Here is an 18770-nt window from a genome sequence, read left to right as displayed (position 1 = left end):
CCAACCCCCAGCGCGGCACTCACGAAACTCGACGGATTTGTTCTGCCAGCCGCAGGCGGGTTGTCCCTTCCGTGACGGATCACACCTTATGGCTTCGACTCGGCTGATCGTTTCACTTGCTCTGCTGATCTTCATTTCCATCAGCGCCCTGCCCGTTCTGGCCGGTGGTGCCATCACCAATGCGACGCTCCCGGCGGGCAAAGCCGGTAGCGTCCGGCTGTTCGTGAACCGCGTCGGCTCCGGCAAGGCGATGGATGTGCGCAACGATACGGACGTGCCGGTCGAGGTGGTGCTGCGCCTGACGCGAATGGTCAATGTCGCGGGCGTTGGCAAGGGTGTGGTGCGCAAGACGGTTCCCGCTCGCACCCGCATGCGCATCGCCACCTTGCGCAAGCGCCAGTCGGGTTATCCGTTGATGTATCAGCAGTCGTTCAGCTATTCGCTGATCTACTCGCCGGAGCCGGGCAAGAAAGGTTCGGTGGGCGGCTACGCCTATGCGCTGCCCTGGAAAGGCGGTCCGTTCCGTATATCACAGGGGGTCGGTGGCGATTTCAGCCACAACTCGCCCAAAGGCCGCTTTGCCGTGGATATCGCCATGCCGGTGGGTACGCCGATCGTTGCAGCACGTGCGGGTACGGTGGTGAAGATACGCAATGACCAGCACGGACGTCGGCCGGACCCGGCGGGGAACTATGTGCGAATTCTCCACGATGACGGTACGCACAGCGCGTACCTGCATTTGAAGCGTGGTTCGGTGCAGGTGAAGGCGGGTCAGCGGGTGAAGATCGGTAGCCTGTTGGGACAATCCGGCAACACCGGACGCAGCACGGGGCCGCATTTGCATTTCGTAGTGCAGAAAAACATCGGGGACAGCTTGGTATCTGTCCCCTTCCGTTTTACCCAGCCAGTGGAGTCGCTGCCCAATTTCGCCCTTAGTGAGCGTTGAAGCCGGGTTACAGCATCCGCCGCATGATGTCGTCACGTTTGACGAAATGATGGAGCAATGCCATGCCGATATGTCCGATCACCAGCACCACCATGATCCAGGCCAGCGGCGAATGCAGACTGCCGACGCTCGCTGCCCAATCGATTTCCGGGCCTTTGGCTACCAACTGCATGCCGAACACTTTCAATCCATAGCCGTTACCCAGCATGGTCAGCAAGCCGGTAATGGGCATCAACAGCATGCCGACGTACAACGCGAAGTGTCCTGCCTTGACCACGAATGCCGTCGCCGGATCATGCAGCGGCCGCTGCTTGAGCTGGCTTGATGCCCAGAGAATGCGCAGAACGATCAGCACCAGGAGCAGCGAGCCGATGGAGACATGCCAGGGTACGAGCGTCTGGCCAATCCAATGCTCGCCTTCGCTGATGCGGTCGCCGAGCTTGAGCAGCTGCCAGATGATCAGCCCGCCCATCAGCCAGTGAAACCATTTACTGACCTTTCCGTAACGCTCTCTCGAGTCGTGAATCATCGCTTCTGCTCCAACGTCGTTCGTTTGAATCACTGCCAGGTAAAGCTCAGAGCTTCGCCGGTCGCCATGCGTTCCAGATGATCAGCAACCACCTGTTGCAGCTTCTGCAGCTGCTCTGAGTCTTCGGCTTCGACCACGACCTGCAGCCCGCCTTCTGCGACCTGTAGCCGGCAATTGCCGATAGGCAGCTCGATCTCACCCTTCTGCTCATCGTGCTGTACGGGAAACTTGTGGCCCCAGTGCTTGCAGAGCCGGTTGATCAGTCGAGATGGCTTCTCGGTCGCGACCGTGGCGGTCGCCGTTTCAGGTAATGCTTTCAACTATTCCTCCTTCGACGCGCAATGCCGCGTCCGTGGTTGCGCTGGCCTGTTGCAAAGGAGCATACAGGCAGATATTAGGGGTCCGGTTCTCGTAGCCGATTTCTAGTTACGGTCTGGCATCGTAGAGGCTGGCGCTATTCAACACCAAAACCGAACGCCGAGAGCGTGGTTTCCATGACGCGGTCACTGAACAGCTTGTGTCCGGTGGAATCACCGCCCGCTCCGGCCGCAACAAACAGCGGCAACAGGTGCTCCTCGCCACGCGGCGGGTGGCACAGGCGCGCCGAAGGCGCTTGTTCCCAATCTAAAAGTGCTGCGTTGCGGTGTGTCGGCTCCGATTCGACCGTTGAACTCAGCCAAGCGTCGAACTCATCGGAAATCGGCCCGAAACGGGCATCGCCATAGCCGCGCATGTTGTGAAAACTCATGCCGCTGCCGACGATCAAAACGCCTTCGTCACGCAATCCAGCCAGCGCCTGGCCTGCATCGAGCAGCGCCTGCGGATCGAGATCGTTGCGCAGCGACAACTGCACGACCGGGATCTGCGCCTCGGGGAACATCAGCTTCAGCGGAATGAACACGCCGTGATCGTAGCCGCGCTCGTCGTCCCGGCTCGCGGCCATTCCCGCTGCGCCCAGCATCTCGACGATTCGTGCAGCCAGGGCGGGATCGCCCGGCGCCGGATAGCGCAATTCATAGGTGTGCGCCGGAAAGCCGTTGTAGTCGTAGATCAAGCCCGGATGTGCGGCGCCGGTAACACGGAAATCGTCTTCCAGCCAATGCCCCGAAATCACCACGATCGCCTTCGGCTTCGCCGGCAGACTCGCGGCGACGCTCTTGAGAAATTTTGCCGTGGCGTCCCAGGCGTGGAACGGATTCCAGTCCATGAAGAAACACGGCCCCGCGCCGTGCGGTACGAACAGGGTCGGCATGCGCTTGCCGTTCGCTAAAACGCTGGACGTCTGCATGGGACATGCCCTCTTGAATGAATGTGCGAGCAGTATGGATTACCATCAGTAATCTTAGAACCTGTCATAAACGGCTAGCACTTATTACCAGGAGTAGGAGCCAATATGCTCGACCGTATCACCGGCATGCGCGTATTGTGCGTACGACCAGTGCCGGCAGCCTGTCCGCCGCGGCACGTCATCTGGGCATGTCACCGGCCATGGCGACCAAGCATGTCGATGCGCTGGAGGCACGCCTGGGGGTCAAGCTGTTTCACCGCAGCACGCGGCGGCTGACGCTCACCGAAGCTGGCAATCGCTACCTCGACGCCTGCCAGAGAATTCTGCTCGACATTGACGAAACCGAGGCCGGCATCGCGTCGCAACGCGTCGAGGCGACCGGACTGCTGCGGCTCAACGTGCCGCTGGTGTTCGGCACTCATTACATCGCCCCGCTACTGTTCGAGTTCAGCCACCGGCATCCGGCGGTGAAGGTGGAACTGGGACTGTCCGATAGCCAGGTCGATCTCATCGATGGCGGCTGGGACATGGCGGTACGCATCGGCCGGCTCGGCGACAGTTCGCTTCAGGCCCGAAAGCTCGGTGACGTCCCGCTGGTGTTGTGCGCTGCGCCCGCTTATCTGGACGCCCGTGGCGTGCCGCGCCGAGTCGCCGATCTGGCGCAACACAATTGCCTGACCTACAGCCTGTCGACATCCACTAGCGCGCATGAATGGGTATTCGGACGCAACGGCGACATACGGGCCAAGGTCGATGGCGACCTGCTGGCCAACAATGGCGAGGCGTTGCTCGCAGCGGCCGTGCGTGGACAAGGGCTGCTCTACGGCCCGCAATTCATCGCCGCAGATGCGGTGCGCCGTGGCGAACTGGTCGTACTGGAATTGGATCATCCGGCGCTGATCATCGACGGCATTTACACCCTTTACCCGCCCGATCGGCGCCCGCCGGCCAAGGTCCGGGTGATGATCGACTATCTCGTCGAAGCCTTCTCTGGCGCTCAGCCCTGGGCGCTATAGCGCCAAATTTCCTACCGGGCGCAGACGACAAAAGGTGAACTGCCGCTGGCGACGCCAGTCGGAATAGATGCGAGGGGCCTGGTTGGCTCCGCATCACCTGACCTTGGCGCGGACCGCGCGCAAGGCCGGATTCACCTCTGCGGCATCGCGCCGCCGCCCCGGAGACGCTATGAAAGCTGTTGTTTATCACGGTGTGGGCGACATCCGTCTCGAAGACGTAGCCGACCCGCGCATCGAAGCCCCAACCGACGCCATTGTGCGCATTACCGCCTCGGCCATCTGCGGAACCGATCTGCACTTCGTGCGGGGCACGTTCAGCGGCATGAAGCCCGGCACCATCCTGGGGCACGAAGCCGTGGGCATCGTCGAAGAGCTCGGTGCGGACGTACGCAACCTGCAGATCGGCGACCGGGTGGTGATCCCATCGACCATCGCCTGCGGTAATTGCTCCTACTGCCGCTCGGGTTATTTCGCTCAATGCGACGTGGCCAATCCCAACGGCAAGGAGGCCGGCACGGCTTTCTATGGCGGCCCATCCGCTACCGGCCCGTTCCACGGGTTGCAGGCGGAAAAGGCGCGCATTCCGTTTGCCAACATCGGTCTGGTCAAGCTGCCACCCGAGGTCAGCGATGACCAGGCGATCCTCCTCTCCGACATCTTCCCGACCGGTTACTTTGGTGCCGAAATGGCCGAGATCAAACCCGGCGATACGGTCGCGGTGTTCGGCTGCGGCCCGGTCGGTCAGTTCGCTATCGCCAGCGCCAAGCTGCTGGGCGCCGGTCGGGTATTTGCCATCGACCAGTTCGAGGATCGGTTACGCATGGCCCAGCATCAGGGCGCGGAAATCATCGATTTCAACCGGGAAGAGCCGGTCGAGACACTCAAGCGCCTCACGTCGGGCATCGGTGTGGATCGAGTCATCGATGCAGTGGGCATTGATGCCGAACATGGCTGTTGCGGAGGCAAGCCGGCCGACGGCGCGAAGGCGGATCAAGGCGGCCAGTGGCAGCCGGGCGACGCTCCTTCGCAAGCGCTGGAATGGGCGGTCCAGAGCCTGGCGAAGGCCGGCACGCTGTCGATCATCGGTGTCTATCCTCCAGATGCCATGACCTTTCCCATCGGCATGGCGATGAACAAGAACATCACCATGAACATGGGCAACTGCCACCATCGCAAATACATTCCTCGGCTGATCGAAATGATCCAGGCGCGGCGCATCGACCCGGCGAAGATACTGACTCAAATAAAGCCGATGACCGACGTCATCGCTGCATTCGAGGCCTTCGATCGGCGCGAGCGCGGCTGGATCAAGGTTGAGTTGCAGCCACAGCGCAGCAACCCCTCCGGCGCCGGGTCGGAAGAAACCGTGATCGACAAGGCGGTAGCCGATACCTTCCCGGCCAGCGATCCGACCAGCATGCAGAACCCGCGATAATCAAAGGAGCAGGCGATGGCAGCCATCCATATCGGAATTTCAGGCTGGCGCTACGCACCTTGGCGCGGAGATTTCTATCCCAAGGGCCTCACCCAGAAGAACGAATTGAAGTTCGCGTCGCGTGCCGTAAGCAGTATCGAGATCAACGGGTCTTTCTATTCGTTGCAACGGCCAGAGCTGTATGCCGGCTGGTATGACGAAACCCCGAAGGGCTTCGTCTTCAGCGTCAAGGCGCCGCGTTACATCACGCACATTCTGCGGTTGCGCGACGTGGAAAAGCCCATCGCCAACTTCCTCGCCTCCGGCGTACTGGCACTCAAGGACAAGCTCGGACCGATGCTTTGGCAGTTTCCGCCGTCGTTCAAGTTCGACCCCGAGCTGTTCGAGACCTTTCTCAAACTGTTACCTCACGACACCGAAGCGGCGCTGGAAATGGCCAAGGGCTGCGAGGCGCGCATGGAAGGTCGCAGTTATCTGCAGATCGATCGAAAGCGCCAGTTGCGACACGCCGTGGAGATCCGCAACGAAAGCTTTGTCGACCCCGCGTTCGTTGCGCTGCTGCGCAAGTACAAGGTCGCGCTAGTGGTGGCGGATACCGCCGGCAAATGGCCTTATCGCGAGGATCTGACCAGCGATTTCGTCTATATCCGTCTGCACGGCGCCGAGGAGCTTTACACCAGCGGTTACAGCGACGAGGCGCTGGATAACTGGTGCCGACGCATCACGCGCTGGAGCGAGGGACGGCAACCCGACGACGCGCAACTCATCTCCGCCACTAAACCCCGGCCACGCAAGGCGCGAGCGGTTTATTGCTATTTCGATAACGACGTGAAGGTCCGGGCGCCATACGACGCGCGACAGTTGTTGCGCCGGCTCGGGCTGGAGGAAGACCTGGAAACCACTCCGGGCCATCTGGAAGGAGTACTGGTGTGAACCTGGACAAAAATCATCCACTCGACAGCAGTGACCTGGACGCGCACATGTCCACGGCGGTCAGTTCCGTCCGCCTGCTGACCGTCAACACCCACAAAGGCTTCACCGCCCTAAATCGGCGATTCATCCTCCCGGAGCTGCGCGAAGCGGTCAGGGCCGTTTCCGCCGATATCGTGTTCCTGCAGGAAGTGTTGGGCACTCATGAGAAACATGCCCTGCGCTTTCATGACTGGCCGAAAATGTCGCAGTACGAGTTTCTCGCTGACAGCATCTGGACCGATTTCGCCTATGGCCGCAACGCCGTCTACCCCGACGGCGATCACGGCAATGCGCTGCTGTCGAAATTCCCCATCACCAAGTACGAGAATCTCGACATCTCCATCGCCGGACCGGAGCGCCGTGGCTTGTTACACAGCGTGCTACAGGTGCCGGGGCATGACCAGTTCCACGCGATTTGCGTGCATCTAGGCTTGCGTGAGTCCCATCGCCAGCAGCAACTTCGCCTGCTGTGCGACCTGCTCGACTCCTTGCCCGACGATGCGCCCGTGGTCGTGGCCGGAGACTTCAATGATTGGCGGCTCAAAGGCGCTCAGGTGCTGGATCGCTGCGCCGGTATGCACGAAGTGTTCGCGGTTTCCCAAGGCAAGGTCGCCAAAACCTTCCCGGCCCGCTGGCCCATGCTGCGTCTGGATCGCATTTACGTGCGTAATGCCACCAGCCATAAACCGCAAATACTTGGTAACAAACCCTGGACGCACTTGTCCGATCATCTGCCCTTGGCGGTGGAGATACATCTATGAATTTTCACTGGAGAGACGGTAACCGCCTTCAGTTGCTGGAAAACGGCGAGGAATTCTTTCCCGCCGTGTTCGAGGCCATCGCGGCCGCAAAAAAAGAAGTCCTGCTGGAAACCTTCATCTTCTTCAAGGACAAGGTCGGTCAGGAGCTGCAGAAAGTGCTGATCGCCGCCGCCGAGCGCGGTGTCAGCGTCGATGTTACTGTCGATGGCTATGGCTCGGCGGACTTGGACGGTGATTTTGCCGCGGCGATGACCCACGCCGGGGTGCGCATTCATGTGTTCGATCCCGGCAAACGACTGATGGGCTGGCGCCTCAACGTATTCCGTCGCATGCACCGCAAAATCGTCGTGGTGGATGGCGACCTTGCCTTCATCGGCGGAATCAACTTCTCCGCCGATCACCTCGGCGACTACGGGCCAGGCGCCAAGCAGGACTACGCTCTGCGGGTCGAAGGTCCGATCATTCACGACATCCATCGCTTCGCCCTCAGCACCATCGCGCCAGAGCAGGCGAACCGGCGTTGGTGGCAGCGTCGGGTGCGCACGCAAAGCAATGGGTACGTCGGTGTCAGCCGGGGCGAGGCGCGTGCGCTGTTCGTGACCCGTGACAACAACGAACACCGCACCGATATCGAGCAGCATTACCTGCAAGCGATACGTGATGCACGCTCGCGGCTGGTGATCGCCAATGCCTACTTCTTCCCCGGTTATCGGGTGTTGCGCGAAATCCGTAACGCAGCCCGCCGCGGTGTGCGGGTGCGGCTGATCCTTCAGGGCCAGCCGGACATGCCGATCGCCAAGTTCGGCGCGCGCATTCTCTACAACTACCTGATGAGCGACGGCGTGGAGATCCATGAGTACTGCCGTCGGCCGCTGCACGGTAAGGTCGCATTGGCGGACTACGAGTGGTCCACGGTGGGTTCGAGCAACCTCGACCCGCTCAGCCTCTCGTTGAACCTCGAGGCGAACCTGATCATTCGCGATCACAATTTCAACCGGCAGCTGCACGAGAAGCTTGACCAGCTACTCCAGGACGACTGCCGGCGTATTCCGCTGGAGCGCATGGTTCGTGGTTACTGGTGGCGTGCGCCGCTGGCCTTCTTCATCTTCCATTTCCTGCGTCATTTCCCACAAATGGTGGGCCTGTTCCCCGCACACCGACCCAAGCTGCAGCTTCTCGATGCCGAGCCGCTGGAGCCCGTTCAGCCCCCTTGCAGCGAGATCAGCAATGACCGAGTCCAACCACGCTGAGCCACGCAGTGGCTGGCGACGTCGCTGGCCGCAGATCAAGAAGATCCTGACCTACATCTTCTTCATTCTGGTTGCCGGCTTGCTGATCGGCCTTGCCCGCAACGTCGACTGGAACGAGGTCTACACCACCTTGCGCAACTACAGCGCCAAGACGCTGTGGATGGCCGGCGCTGCGGCCTTCGCCAGTTACGTCGTCTATTGCTTCTTCGACGTGCTCGGCAAGCGGTATGCGCAGCACAACCTGCCGGTTCGGCAAATTATCCCGGTGACCTTCGTGTGCTACGCGTTCAACCTGAACCTGAGCGCCTGGGTCGGAGGCATCGCGTTGCGCTATCGCCTCTATTCCCGGCTTGGATTGCGCGCGTCCCAAATCACCCGTGTGTTCACCATGAGCGTGCTGACCAACTGGCTTGGCTACATCTGGCTGGCCGGTCTGATCTTCGCCATGGGCTGGATCACCCCACCGGATTCCTGGGAAATAGGCCACACCGCATTGCGTGTGCTCGGCGTTGGTCTGCTGGTGGCAGCGGCGGTGTATCTATGGGCCTGTGGTTTCTCCAAGCGCCGTCACTGGACCATACGCAAGCATGAAATCCATCTGCCCTCGCTGCGACTGGCCGTCGTGCAGATGCTGCTGGGCGCCGCCAACTGGTCGCTGATGGCGCTGGTGGTCTATTTCATGCTGTCGCAGAAAGCGCCCTACCCCGAGGTTTTGGGCATTCTCATGATCAGCAGCATCGCTGGTGTAGTTGCTCATATTCCGGCAGGGCTGGGTGTGATCGAAGCGGTGTTCGTGGCCATGCTGGGTGGCGAACTCAGTAAAGGTGCAATCGTGGCTGGACTGATCGGTTATCGCGTCGTGTATTTCCTGGTACCGCTGTTCTTCGCCACTATTCTCTACGTCGTGCTGGAAGCGCGGGCGAAGAAGCTGCGCTCCGGCAACGAGGCGCAACCCAACGAAGAATCGCCGGAAGAGCCCAACGCAGAAAAAGCCGTCAGCCGGTAGCGGAAACGGATACGAAAAAGCCAGAGCGACGCTCCGGCTTTTCGTATTACATCGCGCTTTTCCAGGGACGCAAAAGCTTGATGACGAGCTGGCAAGATTGGGTGTGTGAAAGAACTTTTTGCGTTCATGGCGCAGTTAGCGAGTCGCTTGAAAGCTTGGTTTCGCCCTGCTGGGCGAGTCACTTTTTCCAGACGCGGAAAAAGTAACCAAAAACGCTTGCCCCTGCATCCGGCCCCGCGCTTCGCTCCGGGTTCGTTCACTCCATCGCCGCTCCGAGGGTCGCCGTACAAGGGCCATCCATGGCCCAATACGGCTCTCGCCGCATCCATGCGGCTCGCCCCTCTACGCAACGATTACGCTCACCCTCCTGATGGGGCGTCTGGAGTTGTCTGACAGTTCGTTCTAAAAATAATAAAAGCCATAGTAGGTATCGGAAGGCTTCCAGGCGGTACGGACTTCGTTCCCATCAAGAGGCCGAGTGGACGTAGTGCACAGGGGACGCGAGACAGGACGCCGAGTGAGGACCGATGGACTGGGACGCCTAAGTATGGGCGCCCCATTCGTGACGACCGCTACTCCTGTGGTCGCAGGATCACCACCCCAAGCGGCGGAAGCGTGAGCATCAGCGATACGTCCTGCCCATGCGAAGGCACCTGTTCGGCCAGCAGGCCGCCGCCGTTGCCTACGTTGGAGCCGCCGTAGCATCCGGCATCGCTGTTGAAGATTTCTTCCCAGCGTCCCTCCCCGGGAACGCCTACCCGATAGCCCTCACGTACTACCGGCGTGAAATTGCCCACAACCAACAGGGGATACCCCGTCGAACTCTTGCGCAGCCAGGCGAACACACTGTTGGAGCGGTCGTCACCGATCAGCCACTGGAAACCCTGCGGATCACTGTCCAGCTCATGCAAGGCAGGCTCATGTGCGTACAGACGGTTGATATCCCGTACCAAGTTCTGCGCACCGCGGTGATCGGTTTCCTCGAGCAGATGCCAGTCCAGTTCGCGGTCGTGGCTCCATTCGCGCCACTGGCCGAACTCGCTGCCCATGAACAAGAGCTTCTTCCCTGGATGCGTCCACATGAAGGACAGGTAGGCTCGTAAATTGGCGAACTTCTGCCAGCGATCACCGGGCATTTTGTCGATCAGCGAACCCTTGCCGTGCACCACTTCATCGTGGGAGATCGGCAGCACGAAGTGCTCCGAATAAGCGTAAACCATGCCGAAGGTGAGCTTGTCGTGGTGGTACTGACGGTTGACCGGGTCTTCTTGAACGTACTTGAGCGTGTCGTGCATCCAACCCATGTTCCATTTGTAGGCAAAACCCAGCCCGCCCTCGGAGGTCGGCTTGCTGACGCCGGGAAAGGCCGTGGACTCTTCGGCGATAACCAACGCGCCGGGCGTTTCGGTGGCTACCACGTCGTTGAGGTGACGCAGGAAGTCGATCGCTTCGAGGTTCTCTCGACCGCCGTGACGGTTGGGGATCCACTCGCCTTCCTTGCGCGAATAATCGCGATAGAGCATCGAGGCGACCGCATCGACACGCAGTGCGTCGACGTGGAATTCACGCAACCAGTGCAACGCTGAAGCAAGCATGAAGCCGTGCACTTCGGTGCGGCCCAAGTTGTAGATGTAGGTATCCCAGTCCTGATGGAAGCCTTCGAAGGGGTGCGCATATTCGTACAACGCCGTGCCATCGAATTCGCCCAGCCCGTGCGCGTCGGTCGGGAAATGCGCCGGTACCCAGTCGAGGATCACGCCGATGCCGGCGTTGTGGCAGGCATCGACGAAGGCGGCGAAGTCATGCGCGTTGCCGTAGCGGGCGCTGGGCGCGAACTGCGACAGCAGCTGATAACCCCAGGAGCCGCCGAAGGGGTGTTCCATGATCGGCATCAGCTCGATATGGGTGAAACCCAAATCGACGACATACGGGATCAGCCGTTCGGCCAGTTCGTGCCAATCGTAGAGCCGCCCGTTATCGCCGCCCTCCTTGCGCCAGGAGCCGGCATGCAGCTCATAGATGGTCATCGGCGCGGTATAAGACTGGCGCGCCGCGCGATGCTGCAGCCAGGCCTCGTCCTTCCACTCATAGTCCAGCGGATGCGAAATCACCGAAGCGGTGCCGGGTGGCAGCTCGGTCGCCAGCGCAATCGGATCGGCCTTCAGCGGCAGAACACCGTTCTGCCCCAGAATCTCGTATTTATACTTATCACCAGGCTGCAAGCGCGGGATGAAGATTTCCCACACGCCGGAAGGAATGCGCAAACGCATGGGATGCCGACGCCCGTCCCAGTCATTGAAACTACCCACTACTGACACGCGCCGCGCATTGGGTGCCCACACGGCGAAACGCACGCCCTGGACCCCATCGACTTCCATTGGCTGAGCGCCGAATACGCGGCCGATCTCGCGATGGTTGCCTTCGGAGAACAAATACATGTCCATCTCGCCGAGTTGCGGCCCGAAGCTGTAAGGGTCTTCGGTGATCTGCTCTCCCCCTGCCCAGCGAATGTTCAGCAGATAAGGCTGCTGGTGGGTTAGCCGGGTGAAGAAGAAGCCGGGCACCTGGCCCTGTTCCATCGCTGCCAGCAGGCGACCGCTGGAGCGTTCGAGCACTTCGACGCCCAGCGCGTTGGGCAGATAGGCGCGCACCACAAGCCCATCGCCGTCAGGGTGCGGGCCAAGTATCGAAAATGGGTTGCCATGTTCGGCGCGCACCAGCGCGTCGACGTCGGCATCGGTTGGCAGCAGTGTTTCACCGGGCATGGTCACGGCCGGACGATCATTCATCGGGAATCTCCATCGGAAATCTGTTGTGCCAGCTTCGCCAGTCCCTGAAGCGGAACGGATAGCCAGGCCGGGCGGTTCTCTGCCTCATAGGCCACTTCATAGGCGGTTTTTTCCAGGCTGAACAGCGCCAGCGCAGCGTCAGCGCCGGCGGCATCCTTCCAGGCGTGCGGCATCTGCGCGGTCGCCTCGCGGTAGGCCTCGAGAAACACATCGTGCGCGCTCTGCTGGTAGGTGTCGGAAATAGTGCGGCGGGCTAGATTCGCCTCTTCAGAGCTGTCGCTGATCTGCGCGTTACGCAGGGTCATGGCAGTTGCGTATTCGAACGAACGCAGCACGCCGGCGACATCCTTGAACGGGCTCAGCTTGCCTCTGCGCTCTTCCAGCGAGCGCGCCGGCTCACCTTCGAAGTCGATGAAGTACGCATCGCCCTGAACCACCAACACCTGGCCAAGGTGGAGGTCACCGTGCACACGCGTGCGCAGACCGCCAACGGATCGTTCGGCAAGCCGTTTGACTTCGGCCAGCAATTGTTCACGTTGCCCGAGCAGCTGATCCACCAGCGACGCGGCCTTGCGGTCGAGATCGCCGCGACGGGCTTGCAGTAGTTCCAGCGCGCGGTCCACCTGTGCGGATATGGTCTTGATCCATTCTTTGCTATCAGCCGGACGGGTCGGCTCGCTGGCAAAGGCCTGATCGCTGGTCTGCGTCGCCAGCGTCATGTGCATCTCGCCCAGGCGCTGCCCAAGCAAGCGATTGAAGGCTTCGACCTCCGCCAGCGCGCTGAACTGGTTTTCGTGCTCGGATACACCGCCGGCAATCTGATCGCGGACGGCGCGGTCCAGGGTGTTCAACGTCCATTCCCAGGCGTCGCCCTGATTGTCGAGGAAGCGCTGCGCGACCATCAGCGCATGCGGCTCGCCCCGCTTGTTGACGCGCGTAACCTGGCCGAGCATCGCCGAAATGTGCTGGAAGCCCTGCTCGGTCAGGAAGCGGCCCATTTCCAGTTCCGGGTGCACGCCCGCCGAAACCCGGCGCAGCACCTTGATCATCATGCTGCTGCCGATGATGGCCGAGCTATTGGATTGTTCAGCCGTGAGGTAACGCACCTCGGCGTCGGCCGGCAACTCCACGTCGGCCAGATTGCCGATCGGCTCGAAGCGAATCTCGCCTTCTACGCAAGGCAGCACTTGCTCGTCGCGCAATCCTTGAATCACGCCGAGGACGAACTGTTTGAGCGCAAAGGCATCGGTCAGCAGACCCACCTGCGGGCCACGTCGCACCCGTGCCATGGCCAGTTGCTGCGGCAGCGCGATGTCGAAGTCGTCTTCGTCGAGGAAGCCCAGCGGCAGCTGATAGAGGTCCGTTCGCCCGGTCGTCGCCACTGCGATCTCGCTCAGCAGTACCGGTCGCTGTGGATCGCCGAACGGCACGCTGTAGCAGATCTTGATCGAGTCGATCGCGGCATCCTTGCTGGCGAACCAGCGCCGTTTCGGCAGGTAAGCCGGTAGCGACTCGGTTTCGAGAATGCGCTTATTCGCTGCGGTGAGCGTATCCAGGCGCTTGAGCACGAGGGTTTGGAAGTCGGGCATGGTTTCCACCGGTTCCTGGTGCCAACTGGGCATCTGGTGGCTGGTTGCCAGCTGGAACCAGTAGAAGCCGTAAGGTGGCAACGTCAGCAGATACGGCAATTGGCCGATCGGCGGGAAGGCACTGCCGCCGACCATTTCCACCGGCACCATGCCGGCGTAATGCGACAGTTCCAGTTCTGCGGCCTGAGCCGAGCGCGATACGTTGGCAACGCAAAAGATGACTTCCGTATCACCATTGGGCCCGGTGTATTCGCGCAAATACGCCAGAATCCGTCGGTTGCTCGGTGCGAGCATTTTCAGCGTGCCCCGTCCGAACGCTTTGAATTGCTTGCGGATCGAGAGCAGCCGCCGCGTCCAGTTGAGCAACGAATGCGGGTCGCGCTGTTGTGCCTCGACGTTGATCGCCTGGTAGCCGTACAGCGGGTCCATGATTGGTGGCAGCACCAGACTCGGCGGATCGGCTCGGGAGAAGCCGCCGTTGCGATCCACCGACCATTGCATCGGCGTACGCACACCGTCGCGGTCACCGAGAAAGATGTTATCGCCCATGCCGATTTCGTCGCCGTAATAGATCACCGGGGTGCCAGGCATCGATAGCAGCAGGCTGTTGAGTAGCTCGATGCGGCGACGGTCACGTTCCAGCAGCGGTGCCAGCCGGCGGCGAATGCCAAGGTTGATCCGAGCGCGCTTGTCCGAGGCGTAGTAGTTCCAGAGGTAGTCGCGCTCCTTGTCGGTCACCATTTCCAGCGTGAGCTCGTCATGATTGCGCAGGAAAATTGCCCATTGGCAGTTCTCCGGAATGTCGGGCGTCTGGCGCAGGATGTCGGTGATCGGGAAGCGGTCTTCCTGCGCCAAGGCCATGTACATGCGCGGCATCAGCGGAAAGTGAAAGGCCATATGGCATTCGTCGCCCGGGCCACCGTCTTCGCCGCCGAAATACAGCTGGGTATCCTCCGGCCACTGGTTGGCCTCGGCCAGGAGCATGCGGTCGGGGTAATTGGCGTCGATCTCGGCGCGTATCTGTTTTAGCACCACATGGGTTTCGGGCAGGTTCTCGTTGTTGGTGCCGTCGCGCTCCACCAGGTACGGGATAGCGTCGAGCCGCAATCCGTCGATGCCAAGGTCGAGCCAATAGCGCATGACGCTGAGCACGGCCTTCATGACCTGCGGGTTGTCGAAATTGAGATCCGGTTGGTGCGAATAGAAGCGATGCCAGAAGTACTGCTGGGCGACCGGGTCCCAGGTCCAGTTCGATACTTCGGTATCGAGAAAGATGATCCGCGTGCCGTCGTATTTATCGTCCGTGTCCGACCAAACATAGAAGTCGCGTGCTGCAGAGCCCTTCTTCGCCTTGCGCGCACGCTGGAACCAGGGGTGCTGGTCCGAAGTGTGGTTGATGACCAGTTCGGTGATCACCCGCAACCCGCGCTTATGCGCTGCGGCGATGAAGCGTCTGGCATCGGCCATGGTGCCGTAGTCCGCATGCACACCACGGTATTCGGCAATGTCGTAACCGTCATCACGCCGCGGCGAGGGATAGAACGGCAACAGCCAAACGGTGTTCACACCCAGGTCGGCGATGTAATCGAGCTTCTCGATCAAACCCTGAAAGTCACCTACCCCGTCGTTGTTCGAGTCGAAGAAGGATTTCAAGTGGACTTGATAAACCACTGCGTCCTTGTACCAGAGCGGGTCAGTGATGAAGGCGGCTGGCTTGCGTGATTTGGCCATGTCTCGTTCCTTTTTTCTGCCTCAAGACTGGACGCGGAATTCCAGCCGAGGCGGCAAAGGTCACCAGTAGGCGTAACAAATCAGATCAACTGTTACTTCTAACCTACTGATAAATAGGGTTATAGCCTTGTTCTCAATAAATCACTTGAGGTCTGGATCTGGGGCCCCAGCGCTCAGACGCCAGATACCGAATGGCAGATGCCAGGGCTCGATCCGCATCCATTGGGTCTTGCCATACCAAGTCCAGCGATGCCCATTCATAAGGTCTTCGCCGCGGGTTTCAGCGTGATCGGGCAAGCCGAGTTCCCAGAGCGGCAACTCGAAATGCGCTTCCTGGGCGTTATGTGGATCAAGGCTCACCGCGACCAGAATGAAGTTCGAGCGATCCGCCGTGCGCTTGCCGAAATAGAAGATGTTGTCGTTGTAGGCCGTGTAGGCCTGGAAACCGAGGTGGGTTTGCAGGGCCGGATTCTGGCGCCGAATGCGATTGAGTTGAGCGATCTCGGCGATGATGTTGCCCGGCGCGTGGTAGTCGCGCGGACGGATCTCGTACTTCTCCGAGTCCAGATATTCCTCTTTGCCGGGAATCGCAGCGGATTCGCACAGCTCGAAGCCCGAGTACATGCCCCAGAGACCGGACCCCATGGTCGCCAGCGCCGCTCGGATGAGGAAACCGGCGCGACCGGAGTCATGCAGGAAGAAAGGATTGATGTCCGGCGTGTTGACGAAGAAGTTCGGCCGGTAGCAATCGCGCAATGGCGGCTCGTTGAGCTCGGTGAAATATTCGCTCAGTTCCGCCTTGTTGTTGCGCCAGGTGAAATAGGTGTAGCTCTGGTTGAAGCCGACCTTGCCCAGGCGCGCCATCATGGCCGGGCGGGTGAAGGCCTCGGACAGGAACATCACGTCCGGGTCGCGCTCGCGGATATCGGCGATCATCCATTCCCAGAAAGGCAGGGGTTTGGTGTGCGGATTATCGACGCGGAAGATCTTTACGCCCTGCTCCACCCAATGCCAGACCACGTCGCGCAAGGCGATCCACAGGTCGGGCATGGCGTCTTCAGCATAGAAGTCGACGTTGACGATGTCCTGGTACTTCTTCGGCGGGTTTTCCGCGTAGCGGATGGTCCCGTCAGGGCGCCAGGAGAACCAGCCCGGATGTTCTTTTAGCCAGGGGTGATCTTGGGAACACTGAATGGCGAAATCCAGCGCAATTTCAAGTCCGTGGTCGCGCGCCGCCGCTACCAGATCGCGGAAGTCGCCAAGCGTGCCGAGCTCCGGATGGACCGCATCGTGGCCACCGTCTTCGCTGCCGATGGCATAGGGGCTGCCCGGATCGTTGGGTCCGGCGTTCAGAGTGTTGTTTCGGCCCTTACGATGTTGGCGCCCGATGGGGTGAATGGGCGTGAAGTAGAGCACGTCAAAGCCCATGTCACGGATCGACGGCAGGCGCTTGTGCACGTCGCGAAAGGTGCCATGGCGGTTAGGGTCGTCGGTCTCCGAGCGCGGGAAGAGTTCATACCAGCTGGCGAACTGAGCCAGAGGGCGCTCCACTTCAAGCGGGAATACCGGGCTCTGGCTGCAATGCTCACGCGGGTCAGCATCAGCCATTGCCGCAGCCGTCTCGTCGGCCAGCATTACCGAAACACGCTCGTCGTCCAGATGCGCCATGCTCAGGCGGTGCAAGAGATCATCAATGATTGCCTTGGTTTCGCCCATGGCCCGCCCGCTGGCACGCTCCAGCAATAGACGGCCTTCTTCCAGCTCCAACTGCACCGGAACACCCGCCGCATGTTTTTTCGATAGCTCGTAGCGGTAGGTTTCATAGACGTCCCACCAGGCCTCGATCATGAACTCATGGCCTGCCACCTGCGTTGGGGTGAAATGACCTTCCCACTTGTCGTTGCCGAGCAGCTTGAGACGAGCGCGACGCCAGCCGCTTTCATCGTTGGTCCGCCAGCAGATCGCGGCGGCCAGCTGATCATGGCCATCGGCGAATACCTTGGTGGTCACGGTCACCGGATGGCCGATGATGGCCTTGGCAGCGAATCGACCACCGTCGAGCACCGGCTCGGTCGCCTCGATGGCTATACGCGGCATCTGCAATGCTTGTTCAAGTCGGGGATGGATGGTTGCGTGGGGCTGTGCGTCGTTCATCGAACGGGCTCCTGGGGCCTAAATCATTGCGATACGGCAACCCAACCGCTTCGCGAGCGGCATCGGCAAGGTTGGGGTTGTCGTCGTGAAACCCCGCTGCGGGTTTCACGGGCTCTGTTCTTCCGAACCAAAGGAGGCTGTAAAAGTTCAGCACGAAAGCCCGCTTGAGAGCCGCTGCGTACGGCTGTCTGACGGACGTTGAGTTGCGAGGTGAGCGCCCAAGAAAAGGTCGAGAAATCAGAAGGAAATCGTATCGGAACACTGCCGATGCGTTTGTGCCCTACTTGGGTAGTCTTCGAGGCGCTTTACGGCTGTTGCAGACTCGTGGCGGGACACCGATAAGAGTCGTTTCCTACCGAGTCCCGCAATCGCGGAAAGGCCTAAGCCCCCATCACCAGCAACGGGTTGTAGCCACTGCGTGCGTATTCGTCCTGCTCGGCCAGCAGCATGTCCAACGCGAGGCTGGCCAGATCATCGGCAACCGGGTCTGCGCGCCCGTGGAGCTCGCGCTGCATGACTTTCAGGTAGCTGTGGCATTCGTTGCAGGCTTCTGCCTGGACCGGCAGAAATGCTTTGCCCTGCCCTTCATCGAGCGTCAAATAGAGCAGCTTGCCGCCGGTGTCGCACACGCTGCATTTCACACGTTCCAGATGCCATTCGGTCGCGCAAAGCGAACAATGCAAATAGCGCACGCCACTGCGATTACGCTCGTTGTGCACCACGCTGGCCACAGGTGCGGCACCGCAACACGGGCAAAGCGCCTTCGCCTCACCGATGGGACGCGCCGGCGCGTTGGGTAGTCCGATGGCCAGGCGTGCCCAGGTTACCTGCAGCGCCGCAGCGACCAATGGCAATAGCGCGCGAGTCGCCTCATTGCCGGGACGCATTTCGAACACGTCATCGGCCAGCTCATCGAGTCGCTCAGCGGGCATCTCTCGCAGCGCAGCGAGCAACGGCCGCTGGCGCTCGCCCACATGCAGCTCTATTGCGTCGAGGATGGCGAGCAAATCGGCATGCCAACGCACGTCTCGTCGCAATGCCTGGAACCCCAGCGGCGGCATGCCGTGCTTCAACGCCTGATCGAACGCATCCGCCGCAGGTCGCCAAGCAGGTTCATGCTCGGTCAGCACCTGATGCTGCGCCTGTACCAGACGCGCCATGAACGCCAGGAACTCATCCAGCGATGGCACCTGCACGACCAGTTCTCTCAGCCGAGTCGCGCGTTTACTGAACACCTTGGCGTCCGGCAGCACCACGTGGGGCGCCTCCATGATCCCGGACGGCGCGCTTCCGTACGAGTGATT

General features: G+C 60.7%; 12 protein-coding genes and 2 pseudogenes. 7 read left to right on the top strand and 7 right to left on the bottom strand.

All coding sequences use genetic code 11. From position 1 onward, the window contains the following. Positions 1-88 precede the first annotated feature (88 nt). Positions 89-946: a M23 family metallopeptidase gene (locus V6943_RS18435; RefSeq protein WP_340554978.1), complete on the top strand. Its 858-nt coding sequence runs from the start codon at positions 89-91 to the stop codon at positions 944-946. A 7-nt stretch (positions 947-953) separates the two neighbouring features. Here V6943_RS18435 and V6943_RS18430 read toward each other — a convergent pair whose 3' ends face one another. From V6943_RS18430 to V6943_RS18420, 3 genes are all read right to left on the bottom strand, one after another. Beyond that, complete coding sequence (locus V6943_RS18430; RefSeq protein WP_340554977.1) at positions 954-1475, bottom strand: cytochrome b; 522 nt, start codon at positions 1473-1475, stop codon at positions 954-956. Between the two features lie 29 nt (positions 1476-1504). Beyond that, the gene (locus V6943_RS18425; RefSeq protein WP_340554976.1) at positions 1505-1795 is read right to left on the bottom strand and encodes a DUF2218 domain-containing protein; all 291 of its coding nucleotides are present in this window, start codon (positions 1793-1795) and stop codon (positions 1505-1507) included. Between the two features lie 134 nt (positions 1796-1929). Continuing rightward, positions 1930-2763: a DODA-type extradiol aromatic ring-opening family dioxygenase gene (locus tag V6943_RS18420; RefSeq protein WP_340554975.1), complete on the bottom strand. Its 834-nt coding sequence runs from the start codon at positions 2761-2763 to the stop codon at positions 1930-1932. A gap of 105 nt (positions 2764-2868) precedes the next feature. Here V6943_RS18420 and V6943_RS18415 point away from each other — a divergent pair. The 6 genes and pseudogenes from V6943_RS18415 (at position 2869) to V6943_RS18390 (ending at position 9203) form a co-directional block, all read left to right on the top strand. Continuing rightward, positions 2869-3779 (top strand): annotated as a pseudogene (locus V6943_RS18415) (LysR family transcriptional regulator). Positions 3780-3948: 169 nt separating this feature from the next. After that, positions 3949-5214 (top strand): zinc-dependent alcohol dehydrogenase, encoded by a 1266-nt coding sequence (locus V6943_RS18410; protein WP_340554974.1) that lies wholly within the window; start codon positions 3949-3951, stop codon positions 5212-5214. A gap of 15 nt (positions 5215-5229) precedes the next feature. Next, complete coding sequence (locus V6943_RS18405) at positions 5230-6147, top strand: DUF72 domain-containing protein (protein ID WP_131648828.1); 918 nt, start codon at positions 5230-5232, stop codon at positions 6145-6147. Beyond that, complete coding sequence (locus tag V6943_RS18400) at positions 6144-6947, top strand: endonuclease/exonuclease/phosphatase family protein (protein WP_131648829.1); 804 nt, start codon at positions 6144-6146, stop codon at positions 6945-6947. The genes V6943_RS18405 and V6943_RS18400 overlap by 4 nt, the downstream gene beginning before the upstream one ends. Beyond that, positions 6944-8178, top strand: a pseudogene (gene clsB / locus V6943_RS18395) (cardiolipin synthase ClsB). Before V6943_RS18400 ends, clsB begins: the two are co-directional and overlap by 4 nt. Next, a complete protein-coding gene (locus tag V6943_RS18390) occupies positions 8175-9203 on the top strand; it encodes a lysylphosphatidylglycerol synthase domain-containing protein (protein ID WP_131648831.1) in 1029 nt (342 codons plus the stop codon). Before clsB ends, V6943_RS18390 begins: the two are co-directional and overlap by 4 nt. Before the next feature lie 572 nt (positions 9204-9775). On the opposite strand, the gene glgB is transcribed toward V6943_RS18390, so the two are convergent. The 4 genes from glgB to fdhE all read right to left on the bottom strand — a co-directional run bounded on the left by glgB (position 9776) and on the right by fdhE (position 18737). Continuing rightward, positions 9776-11992, bottom strand: coding sequence for a 1,4-alpha-glucan branching protein GlgB (gene glgB, locus V6943_RS18385; RefSeq protein ID WP_340554973.1), 2217 nt, complete (start codon positions 11990-11992; stop codon positions 9776-9778). Then, the gene (gene treS, locus V6943_RS18380) at positions 11989-15312 is read right to left on the bottom strand and encodes a maltose alpha-D-glucosyltransferase (protein WP_340554972.1); all 3324 of its coding nucleotides are present in this window, start codon (positions 15310-15312) and stop codon (positions 11989-11991) included. Before treS ends, glgB begins: the two co-directional genes overlap by 4 nt. Before the next feature lie 141 nt (positions 15313-15453). Then, on the bottom strand, positions 15454-17466 hold the full coding sequence (locus V6943_RS18375) for an alpha-1,4-glucan--maltose-1-phosphate maltosyltransferase (protein ID WP_340554971.1): 2013 nt from the start codon (positions 17464-17466) through the stop codon (positions 15454-15456). A 380-nt stretch (positions 17467-17846) separates the two neighbouring features. Then, positions 17847-18737, bottom strand: coding sequence for a formate dehydrogenase accessory protein FdhE (fdhE, locus tag V6943_RS18370; protein ID WP_340555024.1), 891 nt, complete (start codon positions 18735-18737; stop codon positions 17847-17849). Positions 18738-18770: the final 33 nt, after the last annotated feature.

The sequence above is a fragment of the Pseudomonas sp. CBC3 genome, assembly GCF_037967085.1.
Classification (GTDB): domain Bacteria; phylum Pseudomonadota; class Gammaproteobacteria; order Pseudomonadales; family Pseudomonadaceae; genus Stutzerimonas.
The sequence above is the reverse complement of the archived record's forward strand: the minus strand, read 5'-3'. Positions and strand labels throughout refer to the sequence as shown.